This is a genomic window from Maritalea sp., from assembly GCF_047634455.1.
Lineage (GTDB): Bacteria > Pseudomonadota > Alphaproteobacteria > Rhizobiales > Devosiaceae > Maritalea.
Genome location: NZ_JBLIAI010000005.1, coordinates 1 through 17917 on the forward strand (window position 1 = coordinate 1; position 17917 = coordinate 17917).

Here is a 17917-nt window from a genome sequence, read left to right on the forward strand (position 1 = left end):
GTGTCCGGATATTCACACACATCGATGTCCGCCTTTGAAGAGATCACAATATAGATCAGCGGCTCTTTGCCCTTGTTCCATAATTGGTGCGCATATTCCGGACCACCAATTGGTGCGCCCAAAACATCACCCGCCTGCACCTTGTGGATTGTGTCCCCAAACCGATACTCGCCAGAACCCGACAAGATAATAAACATCTCATCTTCTGCGTGATGCACATGAAACGGACACGCGGTTTTTCCCGGCGGTACCACTGTATAGGCTGCGCCGAGTTTGGTTAGATTGAGCGGGGTGGCAATTCCTGCATCATATGATTCGTAGGATTTGCCATGGGTGAAGTGTTCTGTCTCGAGTCCCGCTAGGCGCACAAAGGCTTTTGGTTCATCGCCCATTATTCGCCCCAAACCGCCATTTCGTTGCCGCTTGGTTCTTTGAAATGGAACCGACGCCCACCCGGAAACGCAAAAATCGGCCGCACAATTTCGCCACCCCCTGCCTCAATTTGTGCAAGCGCGGCGTCCAAATCATCCGCTTTAAGCACCACCAACGGTTTCGCAACGGCGTCCTTGGTGCCATCCATGCCGCCATCTAAGCCCGCATTGTCGAACGAAAAATACTCCGGCCCGTAATCCGTAAATTTCCACCCCAATGCCTTGGCAAAAAAGTGCTTGCTGGCCGCAAGGTCCGCGCCCGGCAACTCCACATAATCGATCTTTAACAATGCTGGCATGTTTTAACTCCCTTTGCGCTTGGAACGCATTCCTTTGATTATTTCTAAATTGTTATCGCTAGCAAATTTTGCATATTGCTCGCCTTCAACCGGATAGATCGCAATCCGTCCATTTTCATCATGATGCACGCCAAAGCCAAATGTTTTGACCAGCGGTGACGCGCGCATACACGGCTGCCCTTTTAAGAAAAACTCTTGTTTTGCCTGATCCCGTTCTTGGCCAGAAAGCGCACGCCGATCCGCGTGAATACCAAACAACAATTGATCACTCGTCACTTGATAGGGCGCATCAACCAATCGCTCATATTGCATGGCTGCCACCGTGCCTGCCCGCGTTGGCACTGTGCCCACCACGGCGGTACAATCGGGCGAAACTTGAATAAAGCTATTGAAATAATTGGTTGTGTGTTGTGTCATCTCAATTTCCAATGTTCTTATTTTGTTCTAAATTCAATATGTCCCATTGTCAACGCTTCAAACAGCTTTGCCGCAACATGGCAATGCCATTTGCGGGACACAGAGTTCGGTGGCACGAGGGGTGATGGCATGGGTCTTCCGCACCGTGCCGCAACCTGATGCGGCACCTCATTTCTAAGCCGTGCAACAAAACTTGGCCGTCCCGCCCCCGGGCATGGACCTCATCGCAACGCCAAAAACCAACATGTGCCCGGCACCTTTTAGGTCCCGAGCACATGCTGATCGTTGATAAATGATGCAGCAATATTGTTGCACCAGTATTGAAGAAGATTATTGAGCGGCTTCTTTTTGAGAAGCCACGGGGTCAATCACCAAACCCACTTCTGTTGCGCCAACATGCACGGTTTGCCCATCTGCAATGTCGCCAGCCAAAATCTTTTCAGCCAATTCATCTTGTAGCACCCGTTGGATCACCCGTTTGAGAGGACGTGCCCCATAAGCGGTGTCATAACCCTCGTTGGCGATCCAATCACGGGCCGCATCATCAAGCTCAAGCGTAATATCGCGATCCACCAACAATTTGCGTAAATAGCCCAATTGGATGTCCACAATTGCACCCATATCGGAACGGGCCAAGCGGTGGAACAGCAAAATCTCATCAACCCGGTTCAAGAATTCGGGCCTGAAATTTGCCCGCACCATGTCGAGCACTTTGCCACGAACCAATTCAACCGATTCGCCTTCTTTTTGCTCAACAAGATATTCAGCACCAAGGTTCGACGTCATGATGATCAGCGTATTGCGGAAATCAACCGTGCGGCCCTGCCCGTCAGTCAAACGACCATCGTCGAGCACTTGTAACAACACATTGAAGACATCCGGGTGTGCTTTTTCGATCTCGTCGAACAAAATCACTTGATAAGGCCGACGCCGCACCGCTTCGGTCAATGCCCCCCCCTCATCATAGCCAACATAGCCGGGAGGTGCCCCGATCAGGCGGGCAACGGAATGTTTCTCCATATATTCGGACATATCCAAACGCACCATTGCCGTATCATCGTCAAATAAAAATTGCGCCAAGGTTTTGGTCAATTCGGTTTTGCCGACCCCGGTTGGGCCAAGGAAAATAAACGATCCCATCGGGCGGTTTGGGTCTTGTAACCCAGCCCGCGAGCGCCGCACGGCTTTTGAAACTGCGGTCACCGCTTCTGCTTGGCCAACAACACGCTTGGCCAACTCATCTTCCATGCGCAACAATTTATCGCGTTCGCCCTCGAGCATTTTATCCACCGGCACACCGGTCCAACGGGACACCACTTGGGCGATATGCTGGGAGGTGACCACTTCTTCCACCATGCTGGCGATTTCTGCACTGCCTGATTCGTCCTCAGCTGCTGCTATTTTGCGCTCAAGCTCCGGAATAAGCCCATAAGCCAACTCGCCAGCTTTCGCCAAATCGCCTTGGCGTTGTGCATTTTCCAAATCCGTACGGGCATGATCTAGCTGTTCTTTGAGCTTTTGACCGGCACCAAGGCGGTCTTTTTCTGCAACCCAACGCTGGTTAAGTGCGTCGGCCTTTTCTTCCAAATCGCTCAATTCAGTTTCAAGTTTGCCCAAACGAGACTTTGACGCATCGTCCGTTTCTTTGTTCAACGCTTCACGCTCAATTTTAAGCTGCATGATTCGCCGATCAAGCTCGTCCAATTCCTCTGGCTTACTGTCCACTTGCATGCGCAAACGGGCAGACGCCTCGTCCATCAAGTCAATGGCTTTATCTGGCAAAAACCGATCTGTGATGTAACGATTGGATAGGGTCGCCGCAGATACCAATGAACTGTCAGAAATTCGCACCCCATGGTGCAGCTCATATTTCTCTTTGAGGCCACGCAAAATCGAAATCGTATCTTCAACCGTAGGCTCAGACACAAATACAGGTTGGAAACGACGGGCCAAAGCCGCGTCTTTTTCAACGTGCTTTTTATATTCATCCAAGGTGGTTGCGCCAACGCAATGCAATTCACCCCGCGCCAATGCAGGTTTTAACAGGTTCGATGCATCCATCGCCCCATCAGCTTTGCCTGCACCCACCAACGTGTGCATTTCATCGATAAACAGGATGATGTTGCCATCGGCTGAAGTCACTTCGTTGAGCACCGCTTTCAAGCGTTCTTCAAACTCACCGCGATATTTGGCCCCCGCAATCAGTGCACCCATATCAAGGGAAAGCAATGATTTTCCTTTAATCGATTCGGGGACATCACCATTGATGATCCTGAGGGCGAGACCCTCGGCAATCGCGGTTTTACCGACGCCCGGCTCGCCGATCAGCACTGGATTATTTTTCGTGCGACGCGACAGCACCTGAATGGCACGACGGATTTCCTCGTCGCGGCCAATTACCGGGTCCAATTTGCCGTCCCGCGCCGCTTCGGTCAGGTCGCGCGCATATTTTTTCAACGCGTCATAGCTTTCTTCAGCGCTCTGGCTGTCGGCAGTGCGGCCCTTGCGCAACTCGTTAATCGCATCGTTCAACCCGTTGGCGGTGACACCAGCAGATTTGAGCAGTTTGCCAGCATCGCTATCTTTTTCAATCACCAACGCAAGCAACAAGCGCTCCACGGTGACGAACGAATCGCCAGCCTTGTCAGCAGCTTTTTCGGCCGTTTCAAAAACCCGCGCCATTTCGCGGCTCATATAAAGCTGACCGCCACCGCCTGAAACCGAGGCGATCTTTTTCAAACCCGCTTCCACATTTGCGCGCAACGTTTTTGAATCGCCGCCGGCCCGATCAACAAGACCTGTGGCCATGCCTTGATCGTCGTCCATCAGGACTTTTAGCAAGTGGATAGGGGAAAACTGTTGATGCCCAGCAGCAAGAGCGCCACTTTGTGCGGACTGGACGAAACCACGCGCACGTTCGGTATATTTTTCAATATTCACGTTTCAACTCTCCATGTTCGGCCCGCTCAACCTGCCCATATTGTGGCACAGTTCGTCGCGTCTCGAAGTGTTGTATATCGCGTTTGCGTCTTCACCACATTGAGCGGCATCAAACCCAAAAGCGCTACCCGATTTTGGATGCCCAGTTTTGGCGCACCCTTCGCTATTTGATATGGGGAATATTTGGGGGAGATAAAGAGGGGGAATGCGAAAAACATCAAAGAAAGTAAATTAGACCGCCAAGCACAATCATCAGAAGGCCCATTTTCATGACCCAACCCGCAATAACTTGCTGCAAAAACCCATCCTCGCCAGGTTTTAGCGCTTGCCAATTGCCCAGAACCGGCACTTTTGATGAACCATCCTTAAACCCGCCACCAATCATGTGCATTGCACCGCCTGTCAGCGCTAAAATCCAGCCAACCATGAAGACTGAAAATGCATAGGCGTCAAGAAACCCGATAACCGGTTCGATAATGTTCATGCGCGCCTCCCCAATATCAGACCAATTTGGCACCAACAATCAACAAAGGCAACAATTCCAGTTGGCACAAAACCCAACCTACAGTAAATTCCCGCCAAGGATGTCAGCGGCTTTTGGGAAGAAATGGACGTTTCAAAAATGCAAAACTATCCAAAGCGGGTGGCCGTGCTCGCATACGACCAATTGTGCACATTTGAGTTTGGACTAAGCGTTGAGATTTTCGCGACCCCACGCCCCGAAATCGATAATTGGTACACTTGCCAAACAATAGCCGTGGAACCCGGGCCGTTGCGGGCTGCCGGTGGGCTGATCGTTCAATGTGATTCGCAACTTAAAGACCTTGCGGCCGCTGACCTGATTATCATCCCCGGCTGGCCACCGGCCAAAGCCGCGAGCGATGAACTCAAAGCTCAATTGTACGCAGCGCGTCTGCGCGGCGCTCAATTTATGGCAATCTGTTCTGGTATATTCCTATTGGCCGATCTCGGGCTAACAACCCATAAGACCATCACCACCCATTGGCGTTATATTGAAGAACTAAGAAGCCGAGCCCCAGATGCCTACATTGAGGAAAACGTTCTTTATTGCACAGACAGCCAGATTATGAGTTCGGCTGGTTCTGCGGCGGGCATTGACTTGGCCCTGCATGTTATTCGCGCTGAATTTGGCACACAAGCTGCAAATATCGTGGCCCAACGTTTGGTATTGCCGGCACATCGCGAAGGCGGACAAAAACAATTTGTGCCCCGCCCTGTGGCCCAAAACACCAATGGACCACTGGCCAACCTGCTCGACCATGTGCGCACAACACTTGATCAGAATTGGAGCGTCAAATCGATGGCCGCCCACACTGTCATGTCTGAGCGCACTGTGATTCGTCGCTTTGCTGAGACCATCGGCCAAAGCCCGGCCCAGTGGCTAATAGCCGAGCGTATCTATTTGGCACGGGAGCTATTGGAGAATGCGCAAATGAGTGTTGACGAAATCGCCTTGCGCACAGGGTTTAAGACCCCCGAAACGCTGCGGCATCATTTTCGCAAAAAGTTGAAGATCTCGCCGACCGACTATCGCCGGCAATTTAACGCCAACAATGCCGCATAAAAAAGGCCGGCGTATCGCCGACCCTTTGCGCTTTATTCAGCAGCTTCTTTTGCAGAGCTGCCATCATCTTTAGTCTGAGGCGGAGCGCCCGAAGACGTGACGTCCACCGGCGCAGCCTTTACTTTTACAGGAGCCTCATCCGATAAATTCATAGATGGCTGCGGCGCCTCTGCAAGCTCGGCATTTTCAACAGGCTTACGACGCGGACGACGAGCCCGCGGTGCGCGGCGCGCACGTGGCATTTCTTCCTCTGTATCACTTGCAGTTTGCGATTTTTCAGCCACCGCTTCACCACCGCCAGCAGTTTCGCTTTCCACGTTCTCGACAGCGGCCACCTCACCAGCTTTTTCCGGCTGACTTTCACGCGGCGGCGTCTCAACACGTTCTGGGCGTTCCCTGTCTCGCTCCTCTTGGCGCGCCTGGGACTGTGCTTGCGCAGCAGAAATAATGCGGAAATAATGCTCGGCATGCTGGAAATAGTTTTCCGAATTTACAGAATCACCAGTTGCATGCGCGTCCCGTGCCAACTGCACATATTTCTCAGCAATTGTTGCAGGGTTGCCGCGCACTTTTACGTCCGGGCCGTTACTTTCGTAACTGCGTGATAATGGATTGACATTCTTGCGTCCGCCACCCCCACCACCGCCACCGTTTCCACGGCCACGTGAGCGATTATTTTTTTGTCCAGGTCTCATAGAAGTCTCATGCGATGGCTACAAACTTTGTTCTTATCTCTTTTCACAGCGCATATTGCACACATTTGAAAAATGAGTTGCAGTCCAAATTCGGCCCAAGCGCTTCACCAAAGAAGTCAGCTCGCTGTCAATTCTGAAATGGATGCTGCTATATGCCTGCTGTCCGGCGTGCGCGCGACCTACCAATCAAATATTCGATTCAATTGTAAATTCGCGATCAGATGACCTGCACCTGAAAATGTAACACGCAAAGTGAACCTATATGCTTCGCCAATATTTTCCAAGAAAAAAATCACTCTTCGATTAATGCCTGATTCTAAAATCGAAATCACCGCTGCGCCAGCAATGCGCGGTCATGTCCAGAAAGGTCCGAAAGCTTTGCGATTTCACTAAACCCATTCGAGTCTAAAAGTTGAGAAACCGCTTCTGCCTGGCGATAACCAATTTCAAATATCAACCATCCGTCGCCCGCTAAAAACTCATTCGCCCGGGCAATGATCAATTTATAAGCGGCAAGTCCACCTTCGTCGGCAAACAGCGCCAATTGAGGGTCAAAGCCTAAGGCCTCCGCATTCATTTCATTGCGCTCATCAATCCCGATATAGGGCGGGTTTGAAATAATCAGGTCAAACTTTTGCGCCTCAATAGGTTCAAACCAACTGCCCTGCAACAGGGTCAGCCGATCTTCAACCCCATGCCGAATAGCATTTTCGCGGGCGCAATCCAGCGCCCCCTTTGAAATATCCACCGCAGTACCGGTTGCCTCTGGAAACTCCAGCAAAATTGAAATGGCAATCGCGCCGGTGCCGGTGCCCAAATCAAGCAACCGTCCATCACTGGGGAACCGTTCCAGCGCAACATCCACAACCAATTCGGTTTCAGGACGCGGCACCAATGTGTCCTTGTTGAGCAAAAAATTGTGCCCGAAAAACTCTTTTTCACCCAATATCCGTGCCACAGGCTCACCGCTTAAGCGCCGCTCAGCCATTGCATCAAAAGTTGCTGAAACATCAGCTGGTATTGGGTCTTGATCGGCACTAATCAATTGGGCTGCATCTAGGTCAGCAGCGGCCAGCAACAAATAACGCGCATCCAAGCCGGCCGTCGCCAAACCGGCACGTTCAAATCTTTTACGCCAAAAAATCAGCCGTTCTGCATAACTTGTCACTTGGCTTATACGTCTTCGTCTAGCGCCGCCAATTGCGCCGCTTGGTTTTCAGTGATCAGAGCATCAAAAACCTCATCCAAACCCTCACCCGCTATCAACTTGTCCAGCTTATAGAGTGTGAGGTTAATCCGGTGGTCTGTCATGCGCCCTTGCGGAAAATTATATGTACGAATGCGCTCGGAGCGATCGCCAGACCCCACTTGGTCGCGACGGGCGTCAGCCCGCTCACTGTCGCGCTTTTCACGTTGTTCTTCATAAAGCCGCGCCCGCAATACTTTCATCGCGTTCGCTCGGTTTTGGTGCTGAGATTTCTCTGAGGAAAGAACCACAATTCCAGAAGGAATATGGGTAATGCGCACCGCGCTATCGGTTGTGTTCACGTGCTGACCACCAGCCCCCGATGCCCGCATCGTATCAATCCGGATGTCTTCAGTGCGGATTTCAATGTCGATATCTTCAACTTCAGGCAAAACAGCCACGGTCGCCGCAGAAGTGTGAATACGCCCGCTTGATTCGGTATCGGGTACCCGCTGCACGCGGTGCACACCAGATTCAAATTTCATCCGCGCATAAACACCATTGCCTTTAATTGAGGCGATGATTTCTTTGTAGCCCCCCATATCGCCGTCAGCTTGTTCCATAATGGTCATCTTCCAGCCCGCCAGTTCGGCGTGCCGTTGATACATGCGAAACAAATCGCCAGCAAAAAGCGCGGCTTCGTCGCCGCCGGTGCCTGCCCGAACTTCCAAAATCGCGCTTTTATCGTCAGCGTCATCCTTTGGCAGCAACAACAGGCGAATGTCTTGGGTGAATTGCTCAACCTTTTCCTTCAGCTCATCGCGTTCCATCTCTGCAAGTTCAGCAAGCTCCTTATCGCCCGATGCAATAATTTCCTCTGCCTCTTTTAGGCCCAATTTCGCAGCATTATACTCGCGAATTTTCTCCACAACGGTCTGAAGTTCCGAATGTTCCTTGCTCAATTTCACAATGGTTTCCGCATCAGGGCCTTGCGACATCTGATCTTCAATCACTTGATAGCGACTGACCATCGCGTCCAACTTGTCGGTCGGTAATTTCGCCATAAAACGGCACCTTCTAATGTGTAATTGCGTTAAAGCGGCAGGCCCTGCCGGTCCGCTAGCGCATAAAGAAATTCACGAATATCCAAGTCGCCTTGATCATTGTCCAACGCGTCTGTCAATTGTGCTCGAATTTGCATCAAGTCAAGGCTTAAGACCAATTCCTTGATTTGTCCAACCGACGATGCAGCCATAGATAATCGCTCGATGCCAACCGCCATCAATGCAAGTGCTTCAATCGGGCGGCCTGCCAATTCACCACACATGGTCAACGGTTTTTGATAACGCCTTGCCGCGTCAGCAATGTGCTTGAACGCACGCAACCGGGGTGGAGATATGGCATCATATCGCCGTGCCACCCGCGCATTAGCACGGTCAGCCGCGGTTAAAAACTGCACCAGATCGTTAGACCCTATTGAGACAAAATCTGTAAGCGGCAGCAACTGATCCAATTCGAACAGCAAAGACGGCACTTCAATCATCGCGCCGATACGTAGCTCACACGGGGCTGCAAAATTAGAATTGTGCAAGCGTTTTAGCTCCACATTGACCATTTGCTTAGCTTCAACAAATTCGCGGCAATCTGTAACCATGGGCACCAATATGTCGAGCGGTCGTCCGTTTGCGGCTTGCAGCAGTGCCCGGATTTGCGTGCGCAACAAAGCTGGTCGGTCTAAACCTAACCGCAAAGAGCGCCACCCCATGGCCGGGTTTTCCTCCGTCGCCGAACGCAAATAGGCAACAACTTTGTCACCACCAATATCAAGCAAGCGGAAAACAATCGGGCGATTGCCCGCCAAATCCATCGCTTGGCCGTAAAGTTCAACCTGTTCGGCCAAACGCGGCAATTTCGACGCGATCATGAACTGCAATTCGGTGCGAAACAGACCGATGCCCGCCGCCCCGGTTTCTTCAATAGCAGACATATCCGCCAAAAGTCCCGAATTGTGCAACAAAGTAATCGCCACACCATCAAGGGTAACCGAGGGTTTGTCTTTTAGCGCAGCGAACCGCTCTTGGCGTTTAGCGCTAAGGCGCACCTTATCCACATAAGTCGCGGCCACATCTTCAGTCGGCCGCAAATGGATTGTGCCCGTTTGCGCGTCCAAAATAATATTGTCACCCGTCTCGCAGATCGAGGTGATATTATCGGCCTGTCCCATCACCGTAATACCAAGTGAGCGCGCAACAATCGCCACATGGGCGGTCATGCCGCCCTCTTCCAGTGCAACGCCTTTGAGCTTTGTGCGATCATATTCCAGCAATTCAGCTGGCCCCATATTCCGCGCCACCAGCACGGCATTTTCTGGCAATTCGTGGCGGCCAAATACTTTGGTGTCTCCGGTCAAAACCCTCAGCAATCGGTTCGCCAAATCGTCTAAATCGTGCAAACGGTCACGAATGTAAGGGTCCGTTTGCCGCATCATCCGCGCACGGGTGTCGTTTTGCACGCGCTCAACCGCCGCCTCTGCCGTTAGACCGCTCGCCACCGCCTCGCGTAACCGCCGCAACCAGCCCCTGTCGTGGGCGAACATCCGATAGCTTTCCAAAATCTCACGATGTTCAGAGCGCGCCTGCATATCCCGCTGATTAAACATATCATCGATTGACATACGCATGGTGCGCACAGCCCGTTCCAGCCGCTCAGTTTCCGCATCCACATCTTCGGCAACAAAGTTGGTCACCACTACCCGCGGGTCATGGATGAATACTTTGCCCAGCGCAATACCATCAGAAAAACTCGCAGCTTCAAAAGTGCGCGGCCGCCGCAATTCAATATTGGAACCTGTACCGACCAACGCGCCAAACTCGGCGGTTGAGACCATTTCTGCCAACAAAGTAGCTGTGGTCAATAACGCTTCGGTTTCCGCGTCAGAAAACTCGCGCCCCGCCCTACTTTGAACATCCAAAACCCCAAGCGTTTGCCCAGACCGCAAAACAGGCACACCAAGGAATGAGTGGTAAGGGTCTTCGCCCGTTTCGGGCCGATAGGCAAAAGCTGGATGTGATGGTGCGTCCGCAAGGTTCAAAGATTGCGCTTCCGCCGCGATCAGACCAACTAAGCCTTCGCCCAAAAGCAGCGTGGTTTTATGCACCGCTTCGCGCTTCAATCCCTGGGTCGCAAACAGCTCCAACTGGCCGTCATCGCGCAAAACATAGAACGAGCATACGTCGGCATGCATGCTGTCCGCAATCAGTTCAACAATTTGGTTCAGCCGGTCCTGAATTTCCATAGGCTCGGCCATGGTCGCCCGCAGGCGACGCAATAGATCTCTAGGACCAGCTGTTGTAACTGTCATTTTTCACTCAACCACCAATGGGGTTGCCTTTGCCTGATCTGAGCGTCAGTTTAGGCTTCTTCTACATCAAGTCCGTAGTAAGTATGCAATGCACGGACCGCGAGTTCTGCATATTCTTCATCAATCAGCACAGATGTTTTGATCTCAGAAGTTGTAATCAATTGAATATTAATGCCTTTATCGGCTAACGCCTTAAACATTGAGGCGGCAACACCAGCGTGCGAACGCATGCCAACACCCACCACTGAAATCTTTGCAGACCCTTTTGAACCAGAAATCGAATCATATTCGAGGGTAGATTTACCAGCTTCTGTGAGCACATTAAGGCTTTTCTCATATTCTGTGTCCGGCACGGTGAAGGTGATGTCAGTTTCGCGGCCATCGTCAGAAACATTCTGCACGATCATATCGACCACAATTTGCGCATCCGCCAACGGCCCAAATACGTCCGCCGCAACGCCGGGATTATCTTTAACGCCACGCAAGGTGATTTTGGCTTCAGCGCGCGCGCATGTCACACCAGATACAATTTGTTTTTCCATAATTTCATCCTCATCACAAACAAGCGTTCCAGGGCCATTCCAAGACCCATCTTCTTTTAACGAAGGTACAGTTTCTGGGTCATCAAAACTTGAGCGCACAACCAACCGCACTTTTTGCGCCATAGCCAATTCAACAGAACGGGTTTGCAAAACTTTTGCGCCCAATGATGCCATTTCAAGCATCTCTTCAAAACTTATCCGCTCAAGCCGCCTGGCTTTGGGCACAATACGCGGGTCGGTCGTATAAACCCCGTCCACGTCGGTATATATATCACATCGGTCCGCCTTAACCGCAGCGGCAACCGCCACCGCGCTCGTATCCGATCCACCACGCCCGAGCGTTGTGATCCGGTTTTGCGGCGATATCCCTTGAAAACCGGTGACTACACAAACCACACCATCGTCCATGCGTTGGTTCAACAGGTCAGGCTCAATATTGGTGATCCGTGCCGCACCGTGTGCGTCATTTGTTTCAATCGGCACCTGCCAGCCAGCAAATGAGCGGGCCGGGATGCCTGCATCCTGCAACACAATCGCCATCAACCCAGCAGTCACCTGCTCGCCTGATGCCACAACAGCATCATATTCGCGCGCGTCATGCAGCGTTGCCGCTTCGCGCGCATAGCCAACCAATTGGTTGGTTTTGCCAGACATGGCAGACACAACAACACAAACTCTGTTGCCAAGATCAACTTCACGTTTGACATGCCGGACTGCATGCCTGATCCGTTCAATATTGGCAACGGAGGTGCCGCCAAACTTCATCACGATGGTTGCCATTTAAATGTTCCTGAATTTTTGCCCCGTCTGACGTTATCTGTCACGGGTTAAATAGGGTGCACTTTAAAGTTGTCGCGCGCGGACCATTGCCATAAACCAGCAATTCAATCAACAAAAACACAACAATTGCCTTGACTGAGACAATATCTCACCTGATCTGTTAGGGTAAAATTGGGCTAGAGTGCAAGCCAACATCTGGGACAAATGCCCCTTCGGCCATCAACGCATTAAGGATTAAGAAATGTCAGCAACCACAATTGAAGCCGCAGAAGTTGAACGCTTCACCGCGATGGCCGACGAATGGTGGGACCCCAAAGGCAAGTTTAAACCGCTGCATAAATTCAATCCCGTGCGCCTCGCTTACATCCGCAACGCCGTGATCAACCATTTCAAACTCGACGAAACCGCTCGCGAACCGTTCAAAGGCCTGCGGTTGCTCGATATTGGCTGTGGCGGCGGTTTGCTGTGCGAACCCATGACCCGGCTTGGTGCATCCGTAGTGGGCGCTGATGCGGGCGAAAAGAACGTGCAAATAGCAAAAAATCACGCCGAACGGGTGGAACTCGACATCGACTATCGCGCCACCACTTCTGAGGCTTTGGCCGAACAAGGCGAACAATTTGATGTGGTCCTCAATATGGAAGTGATTGAGCACGTCAACGATATCCAGCTTTATTTGGAAAGCTGCGCCGCTCTCGTCAAACCCGGTGGCATCATGTTTGTCGCCACCATCAACCGCACCTTCAAAGCCTACGCCCTTGCCATTGTTGGCGCAGAACATGTACTGCGCTGGCTGCCCAAAGGCACCCACACATATGATAAATTCGTCACCCCTGAGGAAATCACCTCAATCCTTAAGCGCAACAATATGCAGATCAAAGAACGTTCCGGCGTTTCTTACGCGCCCCTTGAAGACAAGTGGAAACGGAGTAAGGATTTGAGTGTCAATTACATGTTGTTGGCTGAAAAACCGAAAGAATAGGTAACAACGAAAGCAGCACAATGAAAATCGCAGACATGCACTGGGCGCAGGTTGAAGCCTATTTGAAAACCGATAATCGCGCGATTGTGCCGCTGGGCAGCACCGAACAACATGCGTTTTTATCGCTAGCGACAGACAATATTTTGGCGCAGAAAATTTCGCTGGACGCTGCAGAGCCGCTGGGCATTCCGGTATTTCCAGTGCAAGCCTATGGCATTACCCCAAGCTTTATGGCCTATCCGGGCACAGTGACCTTAAAGGTTGAAACCTTTGTTGCTGTGGTCAAAGACATTCTGACCAGTTTGCGCGACACAGGCTTTCGCCGCATTTTGCTGTTGAACGGGCATGGCGGCAACTTACCTGCTGGCAGTGCCGCATCTGAATGGATGGGTGAAAACCCTGATTGCAGTGTGGCCTTTCACAATTGGTGGATTGGTGAGAAGACCTTTGCAAAGGTGCAAGAAATCGACCCTATCGCTTCCCACGCCTCATGGATGGAAAACTTCCCTTGGACGCGCCTTGATGGCGTCAGCCAACCCAGCGAACAAAAGCCGATGATTGACTTAGCGCGCCTGCGCAAGTTACCGCCCAAACAAGCGCGCGCGTTTTTAGGCGACGGTAATTTTGGCGGACTATATCAGCGTTCAGACGCTGAAATGAATGAGATCTGGGACGTGGCGATCAACGAAGTGCGCGACATCCTTGAGGGCGATTGGGGCGTTTAAAAGCTTGCTCAAGAAGGTTATGCGGCCCCTTTCCAACGTAGAGATCATTTATGGCTGAAAACACAAATGCTCCAAAATACAAGCTGTCGAAATCAGTGGAAATTTAAGATCCATAAGCTTAGCCTGCGCTTTAAGTCTTGGGCATTTTATTCAGCGACTAAAGGCAATTCATGCGCACCCCAAAAATTCTGACCACCATGCGCGACTATTCATGGAAACTCTTCATATCTGATCTGTGGGCGGGGATTTCGGTGGCGATGGTGGCTTTGCCCCTCAGCATTGCCATCGCCATTGCCTCCGGCGCAACGCCCGCACAGGGTCTTTTCACTGCAATTATCGGTGGGGTTTTTGTTTCGCTTTTGGGCGGCAGCCGCGTTCAAATCGGCGGGCCAACCGGCGCGTTTATCGTGGTTGTTCACTCTGTCATCAACCAACATGGCTATGACGGCCTGTTGATCGCAACTTTTCTCGCTGGCATCATATTGGTTATTGCCGGACTTTTTCGCGCCGGTCGGCTTATCGCTTTGGTGCCCGAAATGGTGATCAGCGGTTTCACAATCGGCATTGCAATTATCATTGCCACCAGCCAGATAAATGATTTCGCTGGCATGAATATCGCCAATTTGCCCGCCGAGTTCTTTGAAAAAATTAAAATTCTTGCGCAGGCAATGCCTGCAATTAATTCTACAGCGCTTGTTCTGGGCGCTGTTTCCCTTCTCATACTGATTGTATTTCGAAAACTGGCACCATCCGGACCCGGGCTAATTGCAGCAGTGGTGCTGACCTCAATTGTTTGCGTCGTTTTTGCACTGCCTGTGGAAACAATCGCCACCAAATTTGGCGACTTGCCAAGCCAATTGCCCCTGCCCGGATTGCCCCAAACCACATTTAGCCAGATCGTTGAAGTCCTCCCCTCAGCATTTATTATCGCATTTCTCGCTGGGGTTGAATCATTATTGTCGGCCATGGTCGCCGACAAAATGATCGACGGGCATCACCGCCCAAACGCCGAATTAACCGCGCAAGGATTTGCCAACATCGCCTCAACATTTTTTGGTGGTATGCCGGTGACCGGCGCCATTGCCCGTACCGCAACCAACGTATCAGTAGGGGGCAAAACCCCCGTTGCGGGTATCATTCATGCCCTCACCATTTTGTTGATCGTTATGTTTGCAGCAAGCTGGATTGGCCTCATTCCAATGACTGTATTGTCCGCGCTCTTGATATTAACGGCATGGAATATGAGCGAGCCAAGCAAATGGGGAGATTATTTGCGCGCGTCCAAAAGTGATAAATTTTTACTCATCACAACCCTTACTTTAACGGTCGTAGCTGATCTTACCGTCGCGATTGCTGTTGGGGTCGCGCTTGGTTTGGCCATAAAAATGCTAAAAAGCAACAAAACAGATTCTGATTGGTCAGCGCCAGATCGGTGAAGACGCTGGCCCTTAGCACCAGCGCCTGGTTCGATGTAACAGACCTTTGAACCTATTTTGCAAAAGAGGCCAAATAACCACCTTCCAAAATCATCGTCCAACCATGGCCATATCCGCCACGGACCATTTCGGCCATATCGCCGAGCGCTTCCCAATTGGATTGGGTCATTTCAAGTCGCGTTGAATTGTCGCCAAGCGACGTAAACCGCACCTCAACCAGCGTGCGGTCAGTGACATCTTCGTGGCCCGGTGCTGGAATGTGAAAATCCATCGCCAGATAGTCGTGCGGATTATATTCTTTGATCGTGCCCCAAAGGGTTTCAACGCCACCAGCGCCGAGTTCTACGATTTGCCCATCTGGTCGCGCATCAACGCGGATGCCAATGGCTGGTTCGCCCTTCATCGCGGACAGAGTGAATTTACCCAATGGCCACCATGTGTCCATTTTATTGATAAACACATCAAACGCGGTAGCTTGATCGCACGGCACATCGACCGTTTTTATGAGTGGTTCTAGCATTATCACTTTCCCTCTTTTTCGACTATGCGCGCAATTTCAGCCCGATAAGCAGAAAATGCATCCGACCAAAAACAGTCGAGATAGTCCCTTAATTCTTTCAGGCCGTCGCGTTTGATCGAGTATAAACGCCTGTTGCCCTGCGGTTCCACGCTCACCAAATGTGCATCCTGCAACACTCGCAAATGTTGGGACACCGCGGGCCGGGACACAGTTTGTCCCATTGCCAATTCTCCAACGGTTTTGGGGCGATCTCGTAGATTTTCAAAAATCTGCCGCCGCGTTGGGTCCGCTAGCGCTGAAAAGATATCTTGGTAAGTCATAGCTTACCGTAAGTTACAACTTACATAGATGTCAACTGGATTTTTACATCAAAAAACCGCCCCGCACGCAAGCGCCAGACGGTTCGAAAATTCAGAACAGATTAGAACTGAAGATTAGTTGTGGTCTTCTGGCGCGGCTGGAAGTGGCAGAAAATCGATGCCATCCTCAACAAGGCCGGTTACTTCCTCAGAAGTTGCCTCACCATAAATGCCACGGCTTTCTTTTTCTTCAAGGTGGATTTTGCGCGCCTCTTCCGCAAACCGATCGCCCACATATTCAGCTTCGTTCACCACTTTAGAACGCAGCTTATTCATGGCTTCACGCAACGCTTTTTGATCTGGGTGACCAGCAGACAGCGCAACTTTTTGATTGGTTTTTTTACCGACAGCAGGCGTCATCAACGCTTTGTTGACATCGCCAGACCCACACACGGGACATTCCAGCACACCCTGGCTGGCTTGCACGTCATAGGCGTCGGCATTTTTAAACCAAGCTTCAAACTTATGTTCATTTGCGCAGCTAAGCGAATACTGGATCACAAAAACACACCTTCATGTTCACTCATTATCATTGTGCCGCATTATGGTTAACGCTTAACGAAAAATCACGCGCATTACCAAGCGTTGGTATGCGTGACCTAGCCTGTTTCACCTGTTCTGCGTCGAACGGCGCGACAATTAACCCATCAGCACCCTCAGCGCAAGTGGCCAAAATTTCGCCCCATGGGCTTACAATCATCGAATGGCCGTATGTGTTGCGGCCATTGGCATGATGCCCGCCCTGCGCGGCGGCCACCATATAGCAGCCGGTTTCAATCGCCCGAGCGCGCAACAAGCTTTCCCAATGAGCGCGGCCCGTGGGTACGGTAAAAGCCGCTGGTACCGTCAAAATCTGCGCCCCGGCTTGGCGCAACGTCGCAAACAATTGCGGAAACCGAAGATCATAGCAAATGGCCATGCCAAGTTTAATCCCGTCCAATTCGGCCACAACCGCCCGATCACCCGCATCAAAATTGGCACTTTCCCGGTACGGCTCATCACCTGCAACATCTGCGTCAAATAGATGGATTTTGTCGTAATGGGCCAATTGGGTGCCATCCGGGCCGAACAAAAACGCCCGGTTTAGGCATTTGCTATTTTCACCCGCAACGGGCATCGAGCCCACATGCAGAAAAAGTTGATGGGTTTTCGCCATTTGACTAAGGGTTGCGATTGCTGTTTCAGCACCCGTTTCCACAAACGCTTGAATGCCCGCATAATTTTTTGCAAACATCACCGCCATTTCTGGCACTTGTAGATAGGTAACGCCTTGGGATTTAGCGTCTGCGCAAGCGCGCTCAATGATGGAAAGGTTACCCCTAACATCCATTGAAGAGCACATCTGCAACGCGCCCAATAGCATTTTAACTGGCAATCTGTTTCAATAACGGGTCAAGCTTGCCTTGCCGATCCAGCGCATTCATCTCATCAAAACCGCCAATATGCTGACCATCTATGAAAATCTGTGGCACCGTATAGCGCCCGTTGGAACGCTCTAGCATTTCTTGACGTTTGGCCGGCGCGCCAATAACCGTCATTTCATTATAGATAACACCCTTATTATCCAGCAACGCTTTTGCGGCCAAACAATAGGGGCAAGTTGGGGTGGTATAGATATCGATCGTGGGCACAAATTGCTCCTAATTGATCAAAGGGGAC

Annotated in this window: 19 protein-coding genes; 4 read left to right on the forward strand and 15 right to left on the reverse strand. The window is 51.2% G+C overall.

Going from position 1 to position 17917, the window contains the following annotated elements; translation table 11 throughout:
• The 5 genes from ACJAZW_RS02820 to ACJAZW_RS02840 all read right to left on the reverse strand — a co-directional run.
• A partial coding sequence (locus tag ACJAZW_RS02820) for a cupin domain-containing protein (protein WP_415155352.1) occupies positions 1 to 392 on the reverse strand: 392 nt, incomplete at its 3' end.
• On the reverse strand, positions 392 to 730 hold the full coding sequence (locus tag ACJAZW_RS02825) for a VOC family protein (protein ID WP_415155353.1): 339 nt from the start codon (positions 728 to 730) through the stop codon (positions 392 to 394). The genes ACJAZW_RS02820 and ACJAZW_RS02825, both read right to left, overlap by 1 nt.
• Before the next feature lie 3 nt (positions 731 to 733).
• Positions 734 to 1147, reverse strand: coding sequence for a DUF6157 family protein (locus ACJAZW_RS02830; RefSeq protein WP_415155354.1), 414 nt, complete (start codon positions 1145 to 1147; stop codon positions 734 to 736).
• A gap of 330 nt (positions 1148 to 1477) precedes the next feature.
• Positions 1478 to 4087, reverse strand: a complete 2610-nt coding sequence (clpB, locus tag ACJAZW_RS02835; RefSeq protein ID WP_415155355.1) for an ATP-dependent chaperone ClpB — start codon at positions 4085 to 4087, stop codon at positions 1478 to 1480.
• A gap of 217 nt (positions 4088 to 4304) precedes the next feature.
• Positions 4305 to 4571, reverse strand: a complete 267-nt coding sequence (locus tag ACJAZW_RS02840) for a hypothetical protein (protein WP_415155356.1) — start codon at positions 4569 to 4571, stop codon at positions 4305 to 4307.
• A 123-nt stretch (positions 4572 to 4694) separates the two neighbouring features.
• On the opposite strand from ACJAZW_RS02840, the gene ACJAZW_RS02845 reads away from it, so the two are divergent.
• Positions 4695 to 5672, forward strand: coding sequence for a helix-turn-helix domain-containing protein (locus ACJAZW_RS02845; RefSeq protein ID WP_415155357.1), 978 nt, complete (start codon positions 4695 to 4697; stop codon positions 5670 to 5672).
• A 32-nt stretch (positions 5673 to 5704) separates the two neighbouring features.
• Here the strand turns inward: ACJAZW_RS02845 and ACJAZW_RS02850 are convergent, their stop codons facing one another.
• From ACJAZW_RS02850 to ACJAZW_RS02870, 5 genes are all read right to left on the reverse strand, one after another.
• The gene (locus ACJAZW_RS02850; protein ID WP_415155358.1) at positions 5705 to 6367 is read right to left on the reverse strand and encodes a DUF4167 domain-containing protein; all 663 of its coding nucleotides are present in this window, start codon (positions 6365 to 6367) and stop codon (positions 5705 to 5707) included.
• A gap of 328 nt (positions 6368 to 6695) precedes the next feature.
• A complete protein-coding gene (gene prmC / locus ACJAZW_RS02855) occupies positions 6696 to 7535 on the reverse strand; it encodes a peptide chain release factor N(5)-glutamine methyltransferase (protein WP_415155359.1) in 840 nt (279 codons plus the stop codon).
• A gap of 5 nt (positions 7536 to 7540) precedes the next feature.
• Positions 7541 to 8617 carry a peptide chain release factor 1 gene (gene prfA, locus ACJAZW_RS02860; RefSeq protein WP_415155360.1) on the reverse strand — a complete coding sequence of 359 codons (1077 nt, stop codon included), beginning with the start codon at positions 8615 to 8617 and terminating at the stop codon, positions 7541 to 7543.
• Positions 8618 to 8646: 29 nt separating this feature from the next.
• On the reverse strand, positions 8647 to 10914 hold the full coding sequence (ptsP, locus tag ACJAZW_RS02865; RefSeq protein ID WP_415155361.1) for a phosphoenolpyruvate--protein phosphotransferase: 2268 nt from the start codon (positions 10912 to 10914) through the stop codon (positions 8647 to 8649).
• A 50-nt stretch (positions 10915 to 10964) separates the two neighbouring features.
• Positions 10965 to 12236, reverse strand: a complete 1272-nt coding sequence (locus tag ACJAZW_RS02870; RefSeq protein ID WP_415155362.1) for an aspartate kinase — start codon at positions 12234 to 12236, stop codon at positions 10965 to 10967.
• Positions 12237 to 12477: 241 nt separating this feature from the next.
• Here ACJAZW_RS02870 and ubiG point away from each other — a divergent pair, with 241 nt between their 5' ends.
• From ubiG to ACJAZW_RS02885, 3 genes are all read left to right on the forward strand, one after another.
• Positions 12478 to 13218 (forward strand): bifunctional 2-polyprenyl-6-hydroxyphenol methylase/3-demethylubiquinol 3-O-methyltransferase UbiG, encoded by a 741-nt coding sequence (gene ubiG, locus ACJAZW_RS02875; RefSeq protein WP_415155363.1) that lies wholly within the window; start codon positions 12478 to 12480, stop codon positions 13216 to 13218.
• A 20-nt stretch (positions 13219 to 13238) separates the two neighbouring features.
• Positions 13239 to 13943, forward strand: a complete 705-nt coding sequence (locus ACJAZW_RS02880; protein ID WP_415155364.1) for a creatininase family protein — start codon at positions 13239 to 13241, stop codon at positions 13941 to 13943.
• Between the two features lie 170 nt (positions 13944 to 14113).
• On the forward strand, positions 14114 to 15379 hold the full coding sequence (locus tag ACJAZW_RS02885; protein WP_415155365.1) for a SulP family inorganic anion transporter: 1266 nt from the start codon (positions 14114 to 14116) through the stop codon (positions 15377 to 15379).
• A 52-nt stretch (positions 15380 to 15431) separates the two neighbouring features.
• On the opposite strand, the gene ACJAZW_RS02890 is transcribed toward ACJAZW_RS02885, so the two are convergent.
• The 5 genes from ACJAZW_RS02890 to grxC form a co-directional block, all read right to left on the reverse strand.
• Complete coding sequence (locus tag ACJAZW_RS02890; protein WP_415155366.1) at positions 15432 to 15899, reverse strand: SRPBCC domain-containing protein; 468 nt, start codon at positions 15897 to 15899, stop codon at positions 15432 to 15434.
• A 2-nt stretch (positions 15900 to 15901) separates the two neighbouring features.
• Positions 15902 to 16219 carry an ArsR/SmtB family transcription factor gene (locus ACJAZW_RS02895; protein WP_415155367.1) on the reverse strand — a complete coding sequence of 106 codons (318 nt, stop codon included), beginning with the start codon at positions 16217 to 16219 and terminating at the stop codon, positions 15902 to 15904.
• 114 nt (positions 16220 to 16333) lie between these two features.
• On the reverse strand, positions 16334 to 16759 hold the full coding sequence (locus tag ACJAZW_RS02900) for a DUF1178 family protein (RefSeq protein ID WP_415155368.1): 426 nt from the start codon (positions 16757 to 16759) through the stop codon (positions 16334 to 16336).
• Between the two features lie 28 nt (positions 16760 to 16787).
• A complete protein-coding gene (locus ACJAZW_RS02905) occupies positions 16788 to 17621 on the reverse strand; it encodes a carbon-nitrogen hydrolase family protein (RefSeq protein ID WP_415155457.1) in 834 nt (277 codons plus the stop codon).
• Between the two features lies 1 nt (position 17622).
• Entirely contained in the window at positions 17623 to 17889 is a 267-nt protein-coding gene (gene grxC, locus ACJAZW_RS02910) for a glutaredoxin 3 (protein ID WP_415155369.1), read from the reverse strand.
• Positions 17890 to 17917: the final 28 nt, after the last annotated feature.